The following is an 18462-nucleotide window of genomic DNA, read 5'->3' on the forward strand; positions in this document are numbered from 1 at the left end:
TAATCACTCCTTATTTTTACTAAATTTACTTTTCACTTTCATAAAGCCTGCGTAGTATTTTTGAGTTAGAGGCAGAGCAACCAGTATACCCATATAGAGTCCCGTCACCGAAGTCAGTAAATTACTAACGCCTGAAAATGCTGTTATCGTACTTGATTGGTGCGGATACATTTCTACTAATGGTCCTAAAGCTGCAGCTGTCATTACGCCACTGCCGACACCAGTTGCCATTGCATAAGCTAAAGGACTTAATGGAAGTATCGATATAATTAAGCCAGCAAAAATACTGAAAAAGATTGCCCCAAAAATCGTGCCAAATATATACATAGACATAACACCACGCCATTCTGGAGAACTAATACCAAATTTTTCTGTTATTAATGCCAGGTTGGGTTCGCGTCCGATAGAATGTGTCATGCCGATTGATTCTCTTCTTAAACCTAATAAAACAGCCAATGGCAAAGAAATTAAGATAGTTCCAAGATTTCCTATTTCTTGTAAAATAAGCGCGGGTCCCGCAGAGATAATTTTCGGTAAGGCAGGTCCAGCCTCGACACCAAATTTAGCAATTAATAGTGCGACAGATATGAAAACTAAAGGTTCAGAGTTTTTAGCCTGTTTTCGTTTTACCAGTGGTGTAAAATATGCGATTAAACCTAGTAAAACAGCGTAAACTACTGGTAACAATAAGATAGAAGAGAAGCCTAATGGTATTTTATGAGCCCCAATGACCTCAGAAATAACCATAATAATTAAAACTAATAGATGTAGCCGCCAATCTTTCCACAATTTATTTTCATTTTCCATAGAAAGACCTCCCTTTTAAAAATCTGAAAATTCAAATTATAATATGTTTATTTTAACGATGACTTACCAAAATTAAAAGGGTGGATTTTATAACTGTGTAATTAAACTATGTAAATTTCATCAATTAACGTGTATTAAAATTATAAATACTAAAAAAGAAATGGGACAAAATTCTTGTTTTATAAGAACATTTTGTAGCCCCGTCCCGACAATGAGGACTAGCGTTGAAAGAGTTTGATACAAGCGTTTTCTTAATTCAGTCATTTACTACCAATATAAAAAAGAGTCTGGAGACATATGTCCAGACTCGTGCTAGTTTTATTTTATAAATTCATCATCTTTTCTTCTTGTACGATTCTAGTGTGTAAGAAGTAAGCATATGGTATAAGCAATACGCTTGTGTATGTTGCATGTGTGAGCAACAATACACCGATAAGCTTAGGTACAATATTTAAATAATAGTTAGGGTGTTTTGTTATTTTGTAGAGACCAGATTTTACGATAGGATGCTCTGGTAAAATAAATAATTTAAGTGTCCAGATAGAACCTAAAGCTTTAATCACATGAAATAGGACGGCGTATCCTGCAATCAGTAATACTAATCCAAGACCATTAAACAGGCTAAAAGCGTCTTTGTTAATCAGTGCTTCGACTGCTGCACCTACATAAATTAATATATGGTTTAGTGCGAGATACTTTGAATTTTGTGCCCCGTATTCTTTGGCACCTTTTTGGATTAATTGTTGTGTGTGGTTTATTGAAATTTTCAAGCTGTATAACCGCACAATAAAAAATAACAGTAAAATCGTAAAAGTCATGTTGTCTTTTGTCCTCCAAGTGTTGTTCGTAGATGTGTGAATGTACTTAGAAGTCTTAATTGCAGTTTTAACTACCATAAAAGGCTTTGAAGTACATTTATAAAGTTATTTTAAGAGGTTATGACACCAATTTCTATTAAATATTTATTAACTATTAACTTTTTAACAAAAATTTTTTCAACATGTTAAGCTACATGACCAAAGCAATGCTAAATAAATGCTTGAATCACTTTACCTTTGCCGTTAGCGTATTCGATAGTACCGTAAGAGCCGTTAACAAAAGTGATTTGCGGCGGTAAATGACCGCAATCTATATCATAAATAATAGGGATATTTAAATCGTTCGCAATATCTTCATAGACGTCTACAATATTGTAATCGTATGTTTCATAGCTCATAGCAGTTCTACCAAAAACGATCCCATTGCAATGATCAAACCAGCCTGCGAGTTTCATTTGCACTAACATTCTCCTTAACGATGTAGGTTCCGCATCGCAATTTTCAAAGTACCAAATAATCGGTTCATTATTGATATATTGGTGCCTAAAATTACTTAGGTTGCCGTAGGGCGTACCGATAAGATGATGAATAACGTCGATACAACCGCCTAACATTCTGCCTTCAATAGTGACAGGTTCATTATTAATAGATTTCCATTCTGTCGGTGTGTCGAAATTAAAAATATAATCTGTTGGTTTATCTGGCCAAGCACTTTGGAAGTGTTGTGATGCGTATTGAACCACCGAATCATTTTGAGATGTTTGTAAAACTTCGTGCCACTTTTGTGTTGTATTATCACTATATTGTCCACGTAAATCAACAATATTCGTACCGTGAGCAGTGGCTATGCCTGTCGTTAAAGTAATAGCGAGCGACACTAAACTTATGTCTGAATAACCTATTAGCCATTTAGGTTCTAATTGTGCGAAGTTAATTTTATCTATCATTTCTAAAGCAAGTTCGCCACCGAATGGCGGAATAACGGCATCGATTTCGTCATCAAGCATAAATTGATTAAATTCTTTGGCACGTGTAACTGCATCTGCTGATTTTCCTTTGTATTGGGTATAAGTAGTAGCGCCAAACACCACTTCATGATAACCATTAAATCTATTTTTAATTTCGTCAGTAAAGTGATGTAACTGTTTTGGTAACCCTGAAGATGGTGCAGTGACACCTATGACAGCATTATTTTTTAAGATTGGATAGCGTATCATAAAATCACCTCATAAAATTTAATTGTATTTATACTAACATATATGAGTTTATTTAATTGTCATAAATAGATAAAAGTTTTGATAAATCAGATGAACGGGTAAGTGAAAAAAGAAGTTAAACATAAAAGGAGTTTTACAGTGGAAAAAGGTACTGATTTAAACAAATTGTTGGTTTCATTAGATGGACAGAAATATGGTGCCTATAAACGTGTTAAAGGCATGTATCAGTTTGAGCAATTTCGCTTAGCCATAGATCATGTGCAAGTTGATCCTTTCGCACCACCTAGTAAGATGAGGATTTTAATAAGCCGTCAGACTACCGGCATTCCAAATAATCTATTAGATACCCGAGACAAAGTGACAGCCGTGGCGGATTTCTTAACACGAAATGTTAAAGAAGGTATTCAAAATGTTATTAAAGCGGACAATGGTAAGCCGGCTAAAATTTTTATTGATAGTTGTGGTCAAGAAATTTTAACGCGCAGTTCAGTAGTAATTAATGAACAAGATATAGAAGTACGTCTTGAAGTAGGTTTACCTGCAGCTGGAAGAAAAATATTAGGTAAGGCAGCTGCTCACGTCATAACACATATGATCCCTACTATTGTCGACCAAAGCTTACTATATAACAATATTGATAGTCAGTCTCTTAAAAAACAAGTTACTTTAATGTTAGATCAAGTATATATTAGACAAGCACTAGAGCAGCAAAATTTAGTAGCTTTTGTTGCTAATGACTCCGTTCTACCGCGTAAAAGTGGTGTTTCGGATAAAGTGATGCAAGGTGCCGTAGCTTTTACAAGCCCTCAAAATATGGAAATTACGTTGAATTTGCCTAGCGGTAAAACGATAACAGGTATGGGTGTGCCGGAAGGAATTACGCTCATAGTCGGTGGCGGTTTTCATGGGAAATCGACATTGTTACAAGCATTAGAACGTGGCGTTTATAATCATATAGCCGGTGATGGTCGTGAGTATGTTATTACACGTAATGATGCAACAAAAATTAGGGCAGAAGACGGTAGGAATATTGAAAAAGTTAATATTAGACCTTTTATTAATAATTTACCGGGAAATAAAGACACTAGACAATTTTCTACTGAAAATGCGAGTGGCAGTACGTCACAAGCAGCTAATGTGATGGAAGCATTGGAAGCAAATACATCACTACTCTTAATTGATGAAGACACTTCTGCTACGAATTTTATGATTCGAGATGGGCGCATGCAACAATTAATTGCACCTGAAAAAGAACCTATAACACCATTTGCTAGTAAGGTGAAACCGTTATATGACGATTATCATGTATCTACGATATTGATTGTTGGTGGCTCAGGCGATTATTTCGAAGTTGCAGATCAAATATTGATGATGGATGAATATGTATTAAAAGATGTGACAAAAAATGCTAAAGATATAGCACAATCAACGGGATACGAACGTGAAAATATTTCACAAAATCACTTTGGAGAATTACCAGCAAGAATACCTCTGAAATCAAGTTTTAATAAAAAAGGTAAAGATGCTCGATTTAAGGTTAAGGGTCAATTTCACATTTTATATGGCAAGGAATCTATCGATATCACAGGATTAGAACAACTTGTAGATACGAGCCAAACTGAGTGTCTGGCAATGATGATTGATTATTACCAACAACATCTTTTAAATGAACGAGATACTGTAAATCAAGCTGCAGATAAATTATATGATTTCATCGGTAAAGAAGGACTAGATGCGATTTCGCCTCATAGTGGACATCCTGGTAATTTAGCGCTGCCTAGAAAACAAGAGTTTTGTGCAGCGTTAAATCGTTATAGAGGGTTGAAGGTGAAAGGTTAATAAATAGGAAAAAGCCAAGACATGTAACATGTCTTAGCTTTTTTGTTAGTTTTCATCCCGATAAGTCACATTATTGCGGTCGAGTGCGTCCTCAAGTTGTTTTAGATTTTCGACCGTGGATTTTGAAAAATCATTACCAATTTTAAGAATCATTGCATCAATTAATGCGATGATAGGCAGAACGGTAAAATGATTTTTTTGCACAGCAACTTTTAATGTGACAGTGGCATATTCGAGTAATGGAGACGAATCGTAATCCGTAATAAGAATAATAGGGATATTTAATCTGTTAGCTTCTTTTACGGCGTTAATCACTGAATTTGTATAAGGTTCAAAGGCAAAAACAACAAGTACATCTTTTGGTGTGAGTTTGATGATTTTATCAAACATTGCATCTAAATCATGACTTAATTGATGAATATTAAAATAAAACTCATTCAGTAATTGTTCTAGATATAGCGCTGTTGCTTTATATGGTCTAGTGCCGAGAATACTAACGCTTGCAGCATTTTCTATATAGTCGATTGCTAGGTTAAAGTTACTTACAAGTTCATTTTTTAAAGAATGGTTGAGTAATTGAACGCTTTTGTCCCAAACAGATGTTAAAGGGTCGGAATGTTGTTGTTCATTTTCGATAAATGCCGTTTGTAATGTGAATTTAGTTTCATTCGGTAAGGCTTCATTATAAATATCTCGGCGAAAATCGTTGAAATTTTCATAGTCTAATGCATGAATAGTGCGCATGACTGTAGAGATACCGACATCAGCCTTGTGTGATAATTCTTTAATTGTAATTAATCCAAGATGTTCAAAATTTTTCAAAATATAGTCGCACAGCTTTTGTTGCTTTTTAGGCAACTGCTTTTTATTATTTAATAATTTATTTTTTAAGGGCATTCCCATTACAACAGAACTCCGTTTCCGTTAATAGTTTAAAACCATGATACCAGTTTATATAGGATAATTAAAACAAGTTTGTGCTCAATTTAAATCACAAAAGAACAAAAAAGTTCCGTTTTTAAATGTAAGGGTTTACATTTGTTCAAAATGGTTCTAAGCTTTTGATAATTTCAATTAAGGGGGATTCACACATGAAAAATTTTGAATTTTCAAAACTTAGACCGAAAGTTCAGGAATTTTTAGATAAAGAAATACCGCTATACATTAATGGACAATATCAAACAGCTTCTAGTAATACTTCCTTCGACGTGCTAGATCCATCAACGGGTAAGCAAATTGCTATAGCAAGTGAAGCGAATGAAAATGATGTTAATTTGGCGGTCCAAGCTGCCCGTAATGCGTTTGATAATGGTGAATGGACACAAATGCCTGCGCAAGAACGTTCAAACATTTTGTATGAATTTGCGAGATTACTTAAAGAACATAGAGAAGAACTTGCAGAACTTGAATCTATCGATAGCGGTAAAGTTTATGAAACTGCCTTAGCAGATGATATCGATGGTACAATTCAGCAATTTGAATATTATGCAGGATTTGCAACTCAAATTTCTGGTAAAACAACACAGATTTCTAATGATTTGGTTGCATATACGTTACATGAACCTATCGGCGTGGTGGGACAAATTATTCCATGGAATTTCCCATTACTAATGGCGTCATGGAAATTGGGCGCTGCCTTAGCTGTAGGTTGTACGATTGTGATTAAACCGGCAATGGAAACACCTTTATCTCTTCTTTATGCAGCACAATTATTCAAAGAAGCAGGATTCCCTGATGGTGTAGTAAATATTATACCAGGCCCAGGACGTACTGTTGGTGAAGCACTAACAAATCATACTGATGTAGACAAACTTGCATTTACCGGTTCAACTGCCGTTGGTACAGGAGTAATGAAAAATGCCGCTGAACAAATTAAAAATGTCACGCTTGAATTAGGCGGTAAATCACCTGCGATTGTATTAAATGATGCAGATTTAGATGAAACTATCGAAGGCGTATATAACGGTACAATGTATAATCACGGTCAAAATTGTAGTGCATGTACGAGAGTTTACGTTCAAAGAGATATTTATGACGATGTTATTGAGAAACTTAAAGCACGTGCGGCTACCGTACAAGTAGGACCAAGTATGGATCCAAATTCAGACATGGGACCATTAATTTCAGAAAGACAACAACAACGTGTACTCGAGTATATCGATAAAGGTAAACAAGAAGGCGCCAAACTTCTATGTGGTGGTAATAAAGTACATGACGCTGGCTATTATGTAGAACCTACAATTTTTGTAGATGTAGAAGATGATATGACAATTGCACGAGAAGAAATATTCGGTCCGGTCATGGCAGTATTTGTATTCGATGAAGTCGATGAAGTTATTAATAGAGCTAACGATAGTGAATACGGACTTGCTTCAAGTGTGTGGACTCAAAACATCAAAACGGGTCATTATATTTCAAATAAATTAAAAGCTGGAACAGTATGGATTAACACGGTAGGTCAAGAACTTGAAACAATGCCATTTGGTGGATATAAACAATCCGGTATAGGTAGAGAAATGGGCGGCGAATATGGTATTCAAAGCTACACTGAAGTGAAAAGCGTCATGATTAATATTGACTAAAAATAAAAAAGCGAGGGACTTAATTATGAATAAAAAACCATACGGAATGATAGCAGCTTTACCAACACCAATGAATAATAATGGAGATATTGATTATGCGAGTTATGAAAAATTAATCGAACACGTGATTAGCGGTGGTATTCACGGCGTACTAGTCGGCGGTAGTGGTGGCGAGTATTCGTTAATGTCATTTCAAGAACGTAAGGAAATCATTAAATTCGTTACGGAAAAAGTTAATGGCCGTGTACATGTAATGGCAGGTACAGGGTGTCACCGTACAGCCGATGCGATTCAGTTAACGCAATATGCTGAAGAAGTAGGTGCAGATTTTTCATTAGTACTACATCCATACTATATGCCAACGAGTGATGAAGGTATTTTAGCATATTACCAAGCTATTGCTGATAATACTAATATTGGTCTTGTTATTTATCATTATCCTGAAGCTACTGGTATTGAATTATCTCCAGAAGTTTTAGCTGAAATTAGTAAATTAGATCAAGTGGTAGGTATTAAAAATACTGCCGACGGTATTCACACTTCTAAATTATTAGAATTAGTTAAAGAGGACGATACGTTTGCCTTGCTTAATGGTTATGAAGATCTATTTTTACCTACATTAGCAATCGGTGGCGAAGGTGCTATTGGAATCGCACCAAATTTAGTACCTGATAAAGTAGCCAAAATATATGAATTAGTGAAAAACAATGATATTCAACAAGCGATAGAAATTAATAAACAATTATTACCATTATTTAACATTATAGAAGAAGATGTAATCCCAGGTACTGTCAAAGCAGGCTTGAAAGCGTTAGGTATTTTTGACACAACAACTTGTCGCGAACCATTAACGTCTCCTTCTAAAGAATATGAGCAAAAAATTGCACAGTTATTAGAATCACTTAACTAAAAGATGTAGCAGAGAAAAATAGTAAATGAAGAAGGTGCTTATATATGAAAGACGTGATTATTGTAGGCGGAGGATTAGCAGGATTATCAGCGGCGTGGCGTTTAAAAGACCATGATATTTTACTACTAGAATCCGAAGATCGAGTAGGCGGACGAGTGATGTCTGAACGTCGTGGTAACTATTGGATGAACTGGGGTGGCCACGTTTACGCCGGCAAAGGTTCAGCGACAGATGAATTATTAAAATCAGTAGGCGTAAAAGCACTACCAGTTCCGGGAAAACTTTCAGCGATGCAATTAAATGGCAAATTGTTGTTAGATGGTCATGTTGAGCTGTATCCTTTTAGAGTTTCTATGTCTTGGAAAGATCGTATTTCTATGTTGATTGCTGGAGCAAAAGTGAGAGGCGCAGTTTTAAAATATAGCAAAATAGCTAAAAGACGTGCGCATGAAGATTACTGTACACAACAACAACGTATCTTTAACTTTATGAATAACAGAACATTTTCTGATTTTACAGGAAAATTGCCAGAAGATGCAGATGCTATCTTTAGACCTACTGTAAGCCGTTCAACTGGCGAGCCAGAACAAATTTCTGCAGGCGCAGGCGTGGCATATTTTGACATGATTTGGAGTAAGGAAGATGGTTTAACACGTAACATTGTAGGTGGTCCATCGACTTTAACAAATACGATAGCTAGTCGTATTAAAGACAGCGTTGAGCTTAATGCGCATGTTTTAGAGGTCGTAAATAATGACGATTTTGTTAGCGTGAAATATGAAAAAGACGGCAAAACATATACTGAAATTGCACGTTATATCATTATGGCGACACCAGCACCTATTACGCGAAAAGTAACAAAAAATTTGAGCCCACGTTTAAATGATGCGCTCAGTCAAATTAAGTACGGCCCTCATGTAAGCGCTTCCTTTTTGACGAACGAAACAGAAAAACAGGTGTGGGACGATGTTTATGCCTTCGCGACGCCGAAAAAGTCATTTGATATTTTGATTCATAATTCGAATTTAACGCACAGTATGCACAGTCAACGTCATCAAGGTAGTAGCTTTATGACATTCTCGCCGGCTAATAGAGGTCGCGCATTATTAGACAAATCTGAGGAAGAAATTTTAGAGCTATATTTAGATGATATTGAAGAAATGTTCCCAGGTTTTAGAAATATTGTAGTCGAGGCACATGTGCAGAAGTTTCCATATGGTTCAGCTTATGTTTATCCAGGTCGTGCCGACATTCAACCTATATTGACAGAACCCGAAGGTCGTTTATATTTAGCAGGAGACTACTTAGGTACATTTTATACAGAAACAGCTATACAAACAGGTTTCACAGCTGCACAAGACATTAACAGTTTATTAGCGTTCTATCAAAATGATATACAGCAAATACTGTAATTAACATTCTGTATATTTTGGGAGGCAAGATTTAATGGAAAAGACAAAAGCGATGGAAGATGTTCCATTTTGTAGATTTCACATGAAAATATTTGCATATTGTAGTGGTAGTTCATTCGTAGATGGCTATGCGCTCGGTATCATTGCTATAGCACTCTCGATAATGCAAAAAGATATTAATATGTCCGTCACTACTGTAGGTCTTCTAGGTATGGGGACGTTACTTGGTATGGTTTTTGGTGGATTAGTCGGTGGTTACTTTACCGACCTTATAGGCAGGAAGAAAATGTTTATCATCGACATGTTGCTACTCGGTGTATTTACGATATCTCAGTTTTTCGTGACGGATCCAATACAATTAATCATCTTAAGAATATTAATCGGTGTCACGCTAGGTATGGATTATCCTATCGCAGGTTCACTAATGAGTGAATTTGCGCCGAAAAAAAATCGTGGTGCATTGTTAGGTGGTATCAATGCATTCTGGTTTATCGGTTACGCCGTATCATTTATTGTTGGCTATTTACTTATTCCAATTGGCAACGCAACAAGTTGGAGATGGATGCTAGCTAGTGGTGCAGTACCTGTGGTCGTATTATTATTCGCACGTTTGAATATGCCAGAATCACCACATTGGTTGTTAAAGCATGGCAAAAAACAAAAAGCCGAAGACATCGTACAAAGTGTGTTTGGCGACCATGTCCAAGTTAGCCAAAATGAACATTCAGAACAAAAACCTAATTTATTAGATATTTTTAGAAATGGTTACGGTAAAAGAACACTATTTATTTCAATATTTTGGTCAGTACAAGTCATGACAACTTTTGCAATAGGTACATATATACCTGAAATACTGTCTGAATTTAGTTTGAAAGGCGGTTCACAAGAATATTTAGGTTCTGCAATTATTAACTTATTTTATTTAATCGGAGCCTTCCCAGCATTATATTTTGTAGAAAAAATTGGCAGAAGACCGACACTATTGTGGCCATTTTTAATCACGACTATTGCCCTATTCGTATTAGGAGTAGTATCAGGCAATAATCCGCCATTTTGGATAATACTATTACTCTTTGTTATTTACGGTATCTTTAACACTGGCATGAGTAGTCACCAATGGATTTATCCCTATGAACTATATCCGACACATTTTAGAGGTACAGGTGGTGGATTTACAACTACCGTAAGCCGTATCGCATCAGCGATCAGTACATTCTTCTTTCCAGTTATACTGTCTAACTATGGATTAAGTACAACGATGTATATTTCATCAGGATTACTATTTATCGGCTTTGTCATATCAATATTTATGGCACCAGAAACCAAAAATAAAGGTCTCGATGATGCCAGTTCAGCAACAGTAATTAAACCCGAAATAAATTAAATTATGAGCTCAATTCGTATTTTCAATAAGCAAGAATTATAAAAAGCAGTCTTAAGACTGCTTTTTTGCTATTTATGCTTATCTGCTAATTGTATAATGTCTTCCTTTTGATTGTTTAAATCGACGTTACTTAGTAACTTATCGATAATTTTTCTTTTTGTTTCCTGAATATGCATGTTTTTACTAATACTGCTTGGCATATTCATTGGCTTGTATGCTTCCCATTCTTCTAATTCTGAAAATAATTCGCGACATGTTGTCATAATATGACCACCTTTTTTATTTTTTGCAAATAAAATAGCCCTTCTAGATCAGAAGAGCTTCCACACATCTTCTCATCTTTCAGTTATACATAACTGTTGGATTTAGCACATCGCCAAAAGGCTGTTGCCGGAGTTTCATAGGGCCAAGTCCCTCCACTCACTCTTAATAAGAGAACTATTTTATTTATCTACATAATAGCATATTTTTATATAAAGTACCATTTTACATATCTATAACAATAAATATGTAAGCTAATAAATACAATGACAGGGTAAAATACTAATAAATCAATTAATAGCGTAACGATATATAACTCATTATTTAGGAGGTTGTTATATGCAAGTCGAGGTCATAACACATAATCCACGCTGGAAAAATGAATTTGAACAGGAAGCACAAAAGATAAAAGAGATTTATCAAGAATTGATACTAGACATACATCATATCGGCAGTACCTCTGTGCCAGGTTTAATAGCAAAGCCCATTATTGATATAATGCCCGTTGTCAGCGACATTAATGCAGTCGATAAGTTTGATCAACAGATGCGCGCACTTGGTTATGAGCCACTTGGAGAAAATGGTATAGTCGGACGACGCTTTTTCAGAAAAGATAATGAGGCTTTAGGTAAAAGAACACATCATGTGCATGTCTTTGATCAACACAGCCATGACGAAATTATTAGACATCTAGCTTTTAAAGCATATTTAATTGCTCATCCAAATATAGCAAACCAATATGGTAATTTAAAATCAAGACTGGCCGCAACGTACCCTAACGACATTGAGTCATACATGGCTGGCAAAAATGAGTTCATCAAAGAGACCGAAAAACAAGCAGTGACGTGGTATGAAGATAAACTTAGCCACTAAGCTATATCATAAAGAAAATGTTTTTCATGTGCTACAATGGAAGTGAAATTACCAAGGGAGGCGACGCAAATGTCTAAAAAGAAAGTATCAATTATTGGGGGCGGCAATACGGGTGCAACGTTAGCATTTATTGTGGCACAGCAAGAACTAGCAGATGTAGTGTTAATTGATAGACCTCAAAGTGAAAAACCGGCTCAAGGTAAAGCGTTGGATATATTAGAAAGTAGTCCTATTTTTGGTTTTGATGTAAGTATTAATGCTGCCTCAGATTATGAAGCTACAAAGGATTCGGATGTCGTAGTTATTACTGCTGGTGTAGCAAGAAAGCCTAACATGAGTAGGGATGACCTGGTACAAACAAACGAACAAATCATGAAAGATGTTACTGAACAAATCGTAAAATATTCTCCTGAATGTAAAATCATTGTCTTAACAAATCCTGTCGATGCAATGACTTATACAGTATATAAAACTTCAGGCTTTCCGAAAGAACGCGTTATCGGTCAATCTGGTGTATTAGATACGGCACGTTATCAAACGTTTATTGCTCAAGAACTCAATGTTTCTGTTAAAGACGTGAAAGGTCTTGTCTTAGGTGGCCATGGCGATACGATGGTGCCACTCGTACATTCAACTAATGTTAATGGCGTCGCGGTAAGAGAGCTATTAGCAAGCGATGTATTAGATAAAATTGTAGAGCGCACTAAACAAGGTGGGGCAGAAATTGTTAACTTATTAGGGAACGGTTCAGCATATTATGCGCCAGCTGCAGCACTATACAGTATGATAGAAGCAATTATTAAAGATCAACATCGTTTATTGCCAACGATTACACTTTTAGAAGGTGAATATGGTTACAACGATATATATTTAGGCGTTCCAACGATATTAGGTGCGAACGGAATTGAACAAATTGTGGAATTAGAATTAGATGAATTTGAAAAAGAACAATTACAAGATTCAGCAGAATCAGTGATGAATGTAAAAAATGCTTTGAAATTCTAATGCAAACAAAGGAGACACTCGATAAAGTGTCTCCTTTTTGTATTGATAAGTCGATCTTATTGGAAAAGTTTAACGATTTGGGCGAAGATACCGTAAAAGAAACCGCCAAGAGGGAAGATAAGCCACCAATATCCTGCAAAAAAGTCTCCCATTGTTCGTCCTCTTTTATCATGCTTATTTAATTTACCGTCTAAAATTTGTTGTTTAAATTCACTATCTCCTTTAACTAAATGGTCCAACGTAATATCAAATAAATCACTCATAGAAACTAGGATATCTAGTGAAGGATAGTTCGTTCCGCTTTCCCATTTTGAAATGCTTTGTCTTGAAACGTGTAATTTTTCGGCTAGTTCTTCCTGTGACCAATGATTTAATTCGCGATGCTTTTTAATAATTTTAGCCAATTCCATAAGATCACTCCCTTTGGTTAAAACATACCCGTTTTCCATCCTAAAGTCACGATAGTATTAGTTGAAATGCCCGCAACTAGAAGTTGCAACGTACATTTTTAGACTGACAGGTAGTCTAACCCCTTGAAAACAAACAAAAAACACAGTGACCGTTAAGCCACTGTGTAGTTATCGTTACTAAACTTTTTCAATATATTGATCTTCGTACTCTAAGTCTTTACCGACTGGTTCCCATTTAATAAGTTTAGTAATGATTAAACCTAAGATAGGGAAGATAGCAATGATAAGCATTGTTTTATTTAAACCAAAGCTTGCTAAAATAATTGGAAAGACGAATGTACCAAACATACTCCCGAAACGACTGATTGATTCTACAAAACCTGTTCCTTTACCACGTAAAATTGTTGGATATGATAAAGCGGCGATAGCTTTCCCTTGTGTACCTGGTCCACCTGCATGTCCGAATAGGAATAGTGCAACCATAAAGGCAATTAGCCAAGTATACGTATGTCCGTAAAACAATCCAATTATAATCATTGTGAATGCTACGATGCTGAAACCTGTAATTGTTAATCTGCGGGCACCAAATTTAGTTGTTAATAAGGCACCAGTCAAACCACCGATAATGCCGGCAATGTTAATTAAAGCTGTACCAGAAAGTGATTCTAGTTTATTATTTCCAATAACGTAAGCAGCGATTAATGGAATATATAAACCAATTGCATAGTATTGCATACCTTGTAACGTAGCGATAGCGGTAGCTAATATTGTTCTTTTACGGTAACGTTTATTAAACAATGTACGTAGTGGGTGTTTTACCTCTGTACGTTTAAATTCTTCATTTTCACCTTCATAAGGTTCAATATTTACATTAATGTTATAGTTTTTTTCTAATTCACGGCTAGCCTGGACTAGTGTTTTGTTTTTCATCGACCATGTAGGACTTTCACTTAAATAAAATAGGCGTAGCACTAAAATTATTGTAGCGAAGACAGCACCTAGACCTACTGTATAGCGCCATAATAATGTGCCAGTACCTAAAGCGTAAAATAACATAACAAGTAACGCAGATGAAACGACTGCAATGTACCAAACAACTTGCCAATAGTTTACGTTACGGCCTTTATCTTTTTGGTTACTAATTTCAGATACGAAAGTAAATGCTACTGGGCTATCCATACCAATGGCAAAACCCATTAATAATCTAAAGCAAAGTAAAATAGCCGGTGTAGGCGATAATGCAGCACCTAAAGACCCGATAATTAGTGAAATCAATGATACAGATAAAATAAGTTTACGCCCAAATTTATCTGCGAAAAATCCTCCGATAGCAGCCCCGAAGAATGCACCAAACGGCATTGCCGTCATAACAATTGATAGATAACTTGGTGATAACTTAAATTCTGACGTTAATTGATCTGTCGCCGTACCTAAAATTGTTAAATCATAAGCATCTAAAAAGATGGTACCTAATACGATGATTAATAATAAGGCCGTACGCTTAGCGTTTTTTTGTCTATTTACATAATCAATAATGTCCTGCTTCGTATGTATAGTGATAGATTGTGCAGACATATAACTCCTCCTCCCAAATAAAACCTAGGTCCTTCTGAATGGAAACGATAAAACATTCATGGGATAATACAACTGTGTTGATTCAGAGATGAGTTGTTAAAAATGTACTCTGAGCATAGCATAATTATATAGGAAAAAACATGATATTTTTGAGGAGTGAAATTATGTTTACTGTCTATGGACATAGAGGCTTGCCAAGTCAAGCACCAGAGAACACCATAGCATCATTTAAATCTGCATCAAAAGCCGAAGGAATTAATTGGATTGAATTAGACGTGACGATTACCGATGACGAACAATTAGTTATTATTCATGACGATTATTTAGACCGTACGACAAACATGTCAGGCGAAGTTACAAGTTATAATTATAGTGAAATTAAATCAGCTTCAGCAGGTGCTTGGTACAGTAATAAATTTAAAAATGAACATCTACCAACGTTTGATGATGTAATTGATTTTGCCAATGATTATAACATGAATTTAAATATTGAATTAAAAGGCGTTACAGGACCAAAAGGTACAGAGTTATCAAAAAGCATGGTCCAACAAGTTAGTGACAAGTTGCAAAATTTGAGTAATGATCAACAAATATTGATTTCTAGCTTTAATGTAATGCTAGTAAAATTAGCCGAAAAACTGATGCCACACTTCAAGCGTGCAGTAATATTTAAGGCAGCAGCATTTGAAGAAGATTGGCGTACAATATTAGACTTCTGTAATTCCAAAACAGTAAACATCGAAGATAAATCACTCACAAAAGCAAAAGTTAAAGCAATTAAAGAAGCAGGCTACGAGCTCAACGTATGGACCGTCAACAAAGTAATGCGTGCCAACCAATTAGCCAATTGGGGCGTAGACGGCGTCTTCACTGACAACGCAGACAAATTGAGCCATTTACAAGAAGTATAAGAGAGAAGAACAAGACCTACAAAATAATGTAGGTCTTTTTTATATTCCATCACACAAAATTTTTATGATATTGGGTGGCGCTTATACCAAAGTGTTTAGTGAAGTTTTTGGAAAAGAGCAAGGGATCGCTGTAACCGACTTTTGAGGCGACTTCATTGATTCTTAAATTTTGATTTTTTAATAGTTCTGAGGCATGATACATCCTTATATAAGTTAAATATTCTTTTGGTGAGCAATTTAAATTCTGTTTGAATAACTTATATAGATAACTGCGTGTGACGTTAATTTCGCTAGCAACCTCGGCTATGGTTATTTTCGTGTTATAACTATTATTAATAAATTGTACTGCATTTTGTATATCCTCATTGATTATATTTATATTGGACTGGAATGCTTTTGGGAAACGTTCTTGAAGTTTAAACACTAAGCTATATAAATATTGCATCATCAATATGTCATTGGAATTAGAAGGTTCAATCGTTTCGGAAAGTTTGCATATTGCTTTAATAATTAAGCAAATATCTTCAGTATATCCACCTATGATGACATGATTATCAACGATATTGCTACGTGATAAATAACTTAAAATTTGTTCGCCACTCATGCCTACCCAGTAGTAAGTCCACGGATTGCCAAATGAAGGCACGTATTCTACATACTTATCTTTCTCAAGTAAAAACATATCGCCTTGTTGTAAATGATACAATTTGCCATCACATTTAAATGTACCTTCGCCTTTAGTTACAATATGTAAAATAGCATCTTTATCTACTGTATATTTATAACCTGCATTCGGCACGCCAACCTCTATGCCACATTCAACTAAATTAGCATCGATATGTAGTTTTTTAAATTTCTTCCAAAGTATTTGCATCTTACACCTCATATATAATTATGATTCACACAATATTTATAGTTTTATTAATAATTGTTTTCTATTATCAGGAAACATTTAGCCATGTTTTATCACCATAATTCTATTCTAACCCTCAAAGTCCTCTGATACAATTTAAAAAACAATATATGAAAGCGCTTTAAGTTGGCTTTGGAGGAGTGTATAGAATTGAATAGACATTTAACTGGTATGCAAAAATTTTCATTTGGCTTTGGTGCCATAGGGAAAGATGCCATTTTCAATATAGTTGGTGTATTTCTTATGTTTTATATCACCGACATTGTTGGATTATCCCCAGCATTTGTAGGTGTCTTACTTTTTGTAGCAAGAATATGGGATGCCATCAATGATCCGATTATGGGAATGATTGTTGATAATACGCGCAATAGATTCGGTAAATTCAAGACTTGGTTAGTGATTGGAACGATTGTTAACTCGGTTATCACAGTATTATTATTTACAAATTTTGATTTTTCACACCCTTGGAATTATGTGTATATTTCTATTATTTATATTGCATGGGGAATGACTTATACGATGATGGATATACCGTATTGGTCATGGTTGCCTAATTTAACGCACAACCCTAGAGAACGTGAGGAAGTATCGGTTATACCTAGATTCTTTGCTAGTTTAGCAGCATTCGTTGTTGGTACTTTTGGTCTGTTTTTTATACATAAATTTGGAGATGTTTTCGGCAATGGTAGCAACTCAGTAGGTATTTTTGTCTTTGCAATTATATGTAGTTTAACGTTCCTTATAACAATTGGTGTAACGGTATTTAAAGTTCCAGAAGATAAAGAAATGGAACAACAAATAGGAATAAAAGTTAATTTTAAAGACATTACCCGAATATTGTTTAAAAATAAAGAATTACTAGCCATTATGGGTGTGTTACTAACTTTCAATATGTGTCTGCAAATTATTAACGGATCTATTATTTATTACTTTAAATATGTAGTGAATGTAGAACATTTATTTTCAGTATTTAATGCAATGATTGTCTGCGAAATGTTGGGCTTATTGCTATTACCTAGATTTATCAAATTAGTAGGAAGAACGAAAGCGTTTAATACATCTATTTCACTAATCCTCGTTGGGCTAATTATTATCTTTATTGCAGGATTTGTAGCGCCGACTAGTACATTTTTCGTTATTTTGGGCGCAGGCTTATTGCGTATTGGCTCTGGTTTTATGATTGGTATTACGACTGTATCGCTTGCAGATGTTATTGATTATGGAGAAGTAAAATTCGGACAACGTAATGAAAGTATTATTACGTCAACGAATACATTTTTAACAAAAGCTTCACAAGCTGTAGCGGCTTTAATCGTAGGGGTTGGGCTATCAATATTTGGTTTCACGCCTAATGAAACGCAATCCACGCTTACCGTAAATGGAATTCGTGCAATGATTATCGTGGCACCTGCAATTTTCGTCTTTTTAACTGCAATACTCTATCATAAAGCATTTAATTTGAAGGGCGATTTCTTAAAAGATATAGAACAAACATTGCAATATAAACGTCAAAGGGAACATAGAGAACGAATTAAATAAGGAGAT

At 35.2% G+C, this 18462-nt stretch carries 17 protein-coding genes and 1 riboswitch; of the genes, 9 read left to right on the top strand and 8 right to left on the bottom strand.

What is annotated here, in order from left to right:
• Positions 1 to 3: 3 nt before the first annotated feature.
• The 3 genes from C7J89_RS02165 to C7J89_RS02175 all read right to left on the bottom strand — a co-directional run bounded on the left by C7J89_RS02165 (position 4) and on the right by C7J89_RS02175 (position 2842).
• Positions 4 to 807, bottom strand: a complete 804-nt coding sequence (locus tag C7J89_RS02165) for a DUF3100 domain-containing protein (protein ID WP_103295340.1) — start codon at positions 805 to 807, stop codon at positions 4 to 6.
• Positions 808 to 1130: 323 nt separating this feature from the next.
• Positions 1131 to 1625 (bottom strand): isoprenylcysteine carboxyl methyltransferase family protein, encoded by a 495-nt coding sequence (locus C7J89_RS02170; protein WP_103295341.1) that lies wholly within the window; start codon positions 1623 to 1625, stop codon positions 1131 to 1133.
• Positions 1626 to 1834: 209 nt separating this feature from the next.
• Positions 1835 to 2842, bottom strand: a complete 1008-nt coding sequence (locus C7J89_RS02175; protein WP_103295342.1) for a S66 family peptidase — start codon at positions 2840 to 2842, stop codon at positions 1835 to 1837.
• Between the two features lie 138 nt (positions 2843 to 2980).
• Here C7J89_RS02175 and C7J89_RS02180 point away from each other — a divergent pair, with 138 nt between their 5' ends.
• Positions 2981 to 4681, top strand: coding sequence for an ABC-ATPase domain-containing protein (locus tag C7J89_RS02180; protein ID WP_103295343.1), 1701 nt, complete (start codon positions 2981 to 2983; stop codon positions 4679 to 4681).
• A 45-nt stretch (positions 4682 to 4726) separates the two neighbouring features.
• On the opposite strand, the gene C7J89_RS02185 is transcribed toward C7J89_RS02180, so the two are convergent.
• The gene (locus C7J89_RS02185; protein ID WP_103295344.1) at positions 4727 to 5584 is read right to left on the bottom strand and encodes a MurR/RpiR family transcriptional regulator; all 858 of its coding nucleotides are present in this window, start codon (positions 5582 to 5584) and stop codon (positions 4727 to 4729) included.
• Positions 5585 to 5772: 188 nt separating this feature from the next.
• On the opposite strand from C7J89_RS02185, the gene C7J89_RS02190 reads away from it, so the two are divergent.
• The 4 genes from C7J89_RS02190 to C7J89_RS02205 are packed head-to-tail and all read left to right on the top strand — an operon-like array spanning position 5773 to position 10969.
• Positions 5773 to 7263, top strand: a complete 1491-nt coding sequence (locus tag C7J89_RS02190) for an aldehyde dehydrogenase family protein (protein WP_103295345.1) — start codon at positions 5773 to 5775, stop codon at positions 7261 to 7263.
• A 25-nt stretch (positions 7264 to 7288) separates the two neighbouring features.
• Positions 7289 to 8173 (top strand): 4-hydroxy-tetrahydrodipicolinate synthase, encoded by an 885-nt coding sequence (gene dapA, locus C7J89_RS02195; protein WP_106884382.1) that lies wholly within the window; start codon positions 7289 to 7291, stop codon positions 8171 to 8173.
• A 44-nt stretch (positions 8174 to 8217) separates the two neighbouring features.
• Positions 8218 to 9585 carry a flavin monoamine oxidase family protein gene (locus C7J89_RS02200; protein WP_103295765.1) on the top strand — a complete coding sequence of 456 codons (1368 nt, stop codon included), beginning with the start codon at positions 8218 to 8220 and terminating at the stop codon, positions 9583 to 9585.
• A gap of 34 nt (positions 9586 to 9619) precedes the next feature.
• The gene (locus C7J89_RS02205; protein ID WP_103295764.1) at positions 9620 to 10969 is read left to right on the top strand and encodes an MFS transporter; all 1350 of its coding nucleotides are present in this window, start codon (positions 9620 to 9622) and stop codon (positions 10967 to 10969) included.
• A gap of 68 nt (positions 10970 to 11037) precedes the next feature.
• Here the strand turns inward: C7J89_RS02205 and C7J89_RS02210 are convergent, their stop codons facing one another.
• Positions 11038 to 11232, bottom strand: coding sequence for a hypothetical protein (locus C7J89_RS02210; RefSeq protein ID WP_061853981.1), 195 nt, complete (start codon positions 11230 to 11232; stop codon positions 11038 to 11040).
• Between the two features lie 69 nt (positions 11233 to 11301).
• A riboswitch (SAM riboswitch) is annotated at positions 11302 to 11405 on the bottom strand.
• A 164-nt stretch (positions 11406 to 11569) separates the two neighbouring features.
• On the opposite strand from C7J89_RS02210, the gene C7J89_RS02215 reads away from it, so the two are divergent.
• Together C7J89_RS02215 and mdh are read left to right on the top strand one after the other, a co-directional pair.
• On the top strand, positions 11570 to 12103 hold the full coding sequence (locus tag C7J89_RS02215; protein WP_103295763.1) for a GrpB family protein: 534 nt from the start codon (positions 11570 to 11572) through the stop codon (positions 12101 to 12103).
• A 69-nt stretch (positions 12104 to 12172) separates the two neighbouring features.
• Positions 12173 to 13108, top strand: coding sequence for a malate dehydrogenase (gene mdh, locus C7J89_RS02220; protein ID WP_103295762.1), 936 nt, complete (start codon positions 12173 to 12175; stop codon positions 13106 to 13108).
• Between the two features lie 56 nt (positions 13109 to 13164).
• Here the strand turns inward: mdh and C7J89_RS02225 are convergent, their stop codons facing one another.
• The gene (locus C7J89_RS02225) at positions 13165 to 13518 is read right to left on the bottom strand and encodes a helix-turn-helix domain-containing protein (protein ID WP_103295761.1); all 354 of its coding nucleotides are present in this window, start codon (positions 13516 to 13518) and stop codon (positions 13165 to 13167) included.
• 177 nt (positions 13519 to 13695) lie between these two features.
• Positions 13696 to 15093 carry an MFS transporter gene (locus C7J89_RS02230; protein WP_103295760.1) on the bottom strand — a complete coding sequence of 466 codons (1398 nt, stop codon included), beginning with the start codon at positions 15091 to 15093 and terminating at the stop codon, positions 13696 to 13698.
• Between the two features lie 164 nt (positions 15094 to 15257).
• Here C7J89_RS02230 and C7J89_RS02235 point away from each other — a divergent pair, with 164 nt between their 5' ends.
• Positions 15258 to 16004: a glycerophosphoryl diester phosphodiesterase gene (locus C7J89_RS02235; protein WP_103295759.1), complete on the top strand. Its 747-nt coding sequence runs from the start codon at positions 15258 to 15260 to the stop codon at positions 16002 to 16004.
• Between the two features lie 49 nt (positions 16005 to 16053).
• Here C7J89_RS02235 and C7J89_RS02240 read toward each other — a convergent pair whose 3' ends face one another.
• On the bottom strand, positions 16054 to 16878 hold the full coding sequence (locus C7J89_RS02240) for an AraC family transcriptional regulator (protein ID WP_103295758.1): 825 nt from the start codon (positions 16876 to 16878) through the stop codon (positions 16054 to 16056).
• A 189-nt stretch (positions 16879 to 17067) separates the two neighbouring features.
• On the opposite strand from C7J89_RS02240, the gene melB reads away from it, so the two are divergent.
• Entirely contained in the window at positions 17068 to 18456 is a 1389-nt protein-coding gene (melB, locus tag C7J89_RS02245; protein ID WP_103295757.1) for a melibiose:sodium transporter MelB, read from the top strand.
• The last annotated feature ends 6 nt before the right edge of the window (positions 18457 to 18462 follow it).

The sequence above is a fragment of the Staphylococcus kloosii genome (genome assembly GCF_003019255.1).
GTDB lineage: Bacteria > Bacillota > Bacilli > Staphylococcales > Staphylococcaceae > Staphylococcus > Staphylococcus kloosii.

Bases quoted from the DNA above. Each gene is read 5' to 3' on its own strand.
- C7J89_RS02165 (WP_103295340.1), bottom strand. From the start codon at position 807: ATGGAAAATGAAAATAAATTGTGGAAAGATTGGCGGCTACATCTATTA.
- C7J89_RS02170 (WP_103295341.1), bottom strand. From the start codon at position 1,625: ATGACTTTTACGATTTTACTGTTATTTTTTATTGTGCGGTTATACAGC.
- C7J89_RS02175 (WP_103295342.1), bottom strand. From the start codon at position 2,842: ATGATACGCTATCCAATCTTAAAAAATAATGCTGTCATAGGTGTCACT.
- C7J89_RS02185 (WP_103295344.1), bottom strand. From the start codon at position 5,584: ATGGGAATGCCCTTAAAAAATAAATTATTAAATAATAAAAAGCAGTTG.
- C7J89_RS02190 (WP_103295345.1), top strand. From the start codon at position 5,773: ATGAAAAATTTTGAATTTTCAAAACTTAGACCGAAAGTTCAGGAATTT.
- dapA (WP_106884382.1), top strand. From the start codon at position 7,289: ATGAATAAAAAACCATACGGAATGATAGCAGCTTTACCAACACCAATG.
- C7J89_RS02200 (WP_103295765.1), top strand. From the start codon at position 8,218: ATGAAAGACGTGATTATTGTAGGCGGAGGATTAGCAGGATTATCAGCG.
- C7J89_RS02205 (WP_103295764.1), top strand. From the start codon at position 9,620: ATGGAAAAGACAAAAGCGATGGAAGATGTTCCATTTTGTAGATTTCAC.
- C7J89_RS02210 (WP_061853981.1), bottom strand. From the start codon at position 11,232: ATGACAACATGTCGCGAATTATTTTCAGAATTAGAAGAATGGGAAGCA.
- C7J89_RS02215 (WP_103295763.1), top strand. From the start codon at position 11,570: ATGCAAGTCGAGGTCATAACACATAATCCACGCTGGAAAAATGAATTT.
- mdh (WP_103295762.1), top strand. From the start codon at position 12,173: ATGTCTAAAAAGAAAGTATCAATTATTGGGGGCGGCAATACGGGTGCA.
- C7J89_RS02225 (WP_103295761.1), bottom strand. From the start codon at position 13,518: ATGGAATTGGCTAAAATTATTAAAAAGCATCGCGAATTAAATCATTGG.
- C7J89_RS02230 (WP_103295760.1), bottom strand. From the start codon at position 15,093: ATGTCTGCACAATCTATCACTATACATACGAAGCAGGACATTATTGAT.
- C7J89_RS02235 (WP_103295759.1), top strand. From the start codon at position 15,258: ATGTTTACTGTCTATGGACATAGAGGCTTGCCAAGTCAAGCACCAGAG.
- C7J89_RS02240 (WP_103295758.1), bottom strand. From the start codon at position 16,878: ATGCAAATACTTTGGAAGAAATTTAAAAAACTACATATCGATGCTAAT.